The 233-nt window shown below is 54.9% G+C and carries 1 protein-coding gene; it reads left to right on the top strand.

Features of this window, described 5'->3' with window-relative positions:
* Positions 1-125 (top strand): 30S ribosomal protein S9 (rpsI, locus tag SM765_RS23040; protein ID WP_368981947.1); only part of this gene is annotated, 125 nt, incomplete at its 5' end.
* Positions 126-233: the final 108 nt, after the last annotated feature.

Genomic DNA, 233 nt, shown 5'->3' with positions numbered 1-233 from the left:
ATGATCCATCCCTGCGCGGCGCGCTGAAAGCCGCCGGTTTCCTGACCCGCGACAGTCGCGTTGTGGAACGCAAGAAATACGGCAAGGCCAAGGCCCGCAAGAGCTTCCAGTTCTCCAAGCGTTAAGTTTGGCGATATGGTTTTGGAAAGGGCGCCCCAGCGGGGCGCCCTTTTTGTGTTTGGTATTGCTGGAGAGTTATGGCATCCCACAAATGGTAATGAATCCATCAGTAT

Source organism: Pseudophaeobacter sp. 1A09344, from assembly GCF_041008745.1.
GTDB lineage: Bacteria > Pseudomonadota > Alphaproteobacteria > Rhodobacterales > Rhodobacteraceae > Phycobacter > Phycobacter gallaeciensis_A.
Note: the sequence above shows the minus strand (reverse complement) of the source record. Positions and strands in the feature narration are given on the sequence as shown.